The sequence below is a fragment of the Acidisphaera rubrifaciens HS-AP3 genome (assembly GCF_000964365.1).
In the GTDB taxonomy this organism is placed as follows: Bacteria; Pseudomonadota; Alphaproteobacteria; order Acetobacterales; family Acetobacteraceae; genus Acidisphaera; species Acidisphaera rubrifaciens.
The window spans coordinates 1-1743 of the sequence record NZ_BANB01000638.1 but is presented as its reverse complement, the minus strand read 5'-3'; the positions used below and the strand labels follow the sequence as shown (position 1 = coordinate 1743).

Genomic DNA, 1743 nt, shown 5'->3' with positions numbered 1-1743 from the left:
GCGCGCGGCGTTCCTCCGCCGGGGTGCGGCCGAGATCCTTCAGCAGCGCCGTCAGCCGCCCGGACTTGCCGAGCACGCCCACGCGCACCGCGTCCCACGCGCGCAGGTCGCCGGCCGCGTCCAGCGCCGCCGCGGTCTCGGCCTTCAGGTCATCCAGGTCGTCGCTCATCGATCCATCCGCTCGCGCACCGCGCACGAAAAAGGGCTGCCCTGCGCCGGACAGCCCTTGCTCACTCGTCGTCCGGCAAGGGGCCGGGATCAGGCCAGGGCCGCCTGCACCTTGCGCACGATCTCGGCGAAGCTCGCCGCATCGTCATAGGCGATGGCGGCCAGCACCTTGCGGTCCATCTCGATGCCGGCCTTCTGCAGGCCGAAGATGAACCGGCTATAGGTCAGCCCGTGCTCGCGCACCGCCGCGTTGATGCGCTGGATCCACAGGCCGCGGAACTCCCGCTTCTTCACCCGCCGGTCGCGATAGGCGTACTGCAGCGACTTCTCGAGCCGCTCCAGCGCGATCCGGTAATTCGTGGACGAGCGCCCGACGAAGCCCTTGGACGCCTTGAGAACCTTCTTGTGCCGGGCGTGACTGGTGACGCCCCGCTTGACGCGTGCCATGGCGCGCTCTCCTTACGACAGGCCGTACGGCGCCCACTGCTTGACGGTCAGCCCGTCAGCATGGGTCAGCGTCTGGCTGCCGCGGTTGCTGCGCTTGGCCTTCTGGCTGCGCGCATAGAGGTTGTGGCGCTTCTTGCCGGGTCCGGCGAGCACCTTGCCGGTCGCGGTGATCTTGAACCGCTTCTTGACCGACGACTTGGTCTTCATCTTGGGCATTTGCTACTCCTGGTCGAAGGGTCCGCGTCGTCCGGCGACGGCCGGCGCGCAGACGGTCGCGGCCGGGCATGCCCCTACAGGCCCGGCGCGCAGACAAGGCGCGCGTCATAGTCGCCCGGCCGGTCCGGGGCAAGAGGCGGTCCGTTCGACACCGGGTGCCGGGCACGCCATATAGGCCGCGATGCGTATTCCCTTCACCAAGATGCATGGCTGCGGCAACGATTTCGTCGTGATCGACGCCCGGGCGGACGCCTCCGCCGTCGCGCCGGCGCTCGGGCCGGAGGCGGTGCGCGCCCTGGCCGACCGGCGGCGGGGGATCGGCTTCGACCAGCTGATCGAGGTCCTGCCCGGCCCCGCCATGCGCATCTGGAACCCGGACGGCAGCCGGTCCGCCACCTGCGGCAACGCCACGCGCTGCGTCGCCGCCCTGCTCGGCGCGGAGAGCGGGGCGCGGCACCTCTCGATTGCAACCGAAGGTGGCGCGCTTGGGGCCGAGCTGCATCCGGACGGCACCGTCTCGGTGGACATGGGCGCCCCCCGCCTCGGCTGGCGGGACATCCCGCTGGCGCGCGAGACCGACACGCTCCGCCTGCCGGCGCTGCGGCCCGACCTGCCGCCGCCCGCCGCCGCGAGCATGGGCAACCCGCACGCGACGTTTTTCGTCCCCGACCTGGACGCGCTCGACATCCCGGCGATCGGCCCGGGGCTGGAGCATGACGCGCTGTTCCCCGAACGCGCCAATATCGGCTTTGCGCAGGTCCTCGGCCCGGACCGCCTGCGCCTGCGCGTCTGGGAGCGCGGCGCCGGGCTGACGCTCGCCTGCGGCTCCGGCGCCTGCGCCGCCGTGGTCAACGCCGTCCGCCGCGGCCTGACCGGGCGGCGGGTGGAGGTCGTGCTGGACGGCGGCAGCCT

3 protein-coding genes and 1 pseudogene are annotated in these 1743 nt (G+C 72.1%); 1 reads left to right on the top strand and 3 read right to left on the bottom strand.

The window, feature by feature from the left end:
- The 3 genes and pseudogenes from B8460_RS15670 to rpmI form a co-directional block, all read right to left on the bottom strand.
- A pseudogene (locus B8460_RS15670) lies at positions 1–169 on the bottom strand (phenylalanine--tRNA ligase subunit alpha); the annotation flags it as partial.
- An 89-nt stretch (positions 170–258) separates the two neighbouring features.
- Positions 259–615, bottom strand: coding sequence for a 50S ribosomal protein L20 (gene rplT / locus B8460_RS15665; RefSeq protein WP_048862548.1), 357 nt, complete (start codon positions 613–615; stop codon positions 259–261).
- Between the two features lie 12 nt (positions 616–627).
- Positions 628–831 (bottom strand): 50S ribosomal protein L35, encoded by a 204-nt coding sequence (rpmI, locus tag B8460_RS15660; protein ID WP_048862547.1) that lies wholly within the window; start codon positions 829–831, stop codon positions 628–630.
- Between the two features lie 181 nt (positions 832–1012).
- Here rpmI and dapF point away from each other — a divergent pair.
- The coding region (gene dapF / locus B8460_RS15655; protein WP_048862546.1) for a diaminopimelate epimerase at positions 1013–1743 on the top strand (731 nt) is incomplete at its 3' end.

Bases quoted from the DNA above. Each gene is read 5' to 3' on its own strand.
- rpmI (WP_048862547.1), bottom strand. From the start codon at position 831: ATGCCCAAGATGAAGACCAAGTCGTCGGTCAAGAAGCGGTTCAAGATC.
- rplT (WP_048862548.1), bottom strand. From the start codon at position 615: ATGGCACGCGTCAAGCGGGGCGTCACCAGTCACGCCCGGCACAAGAAG.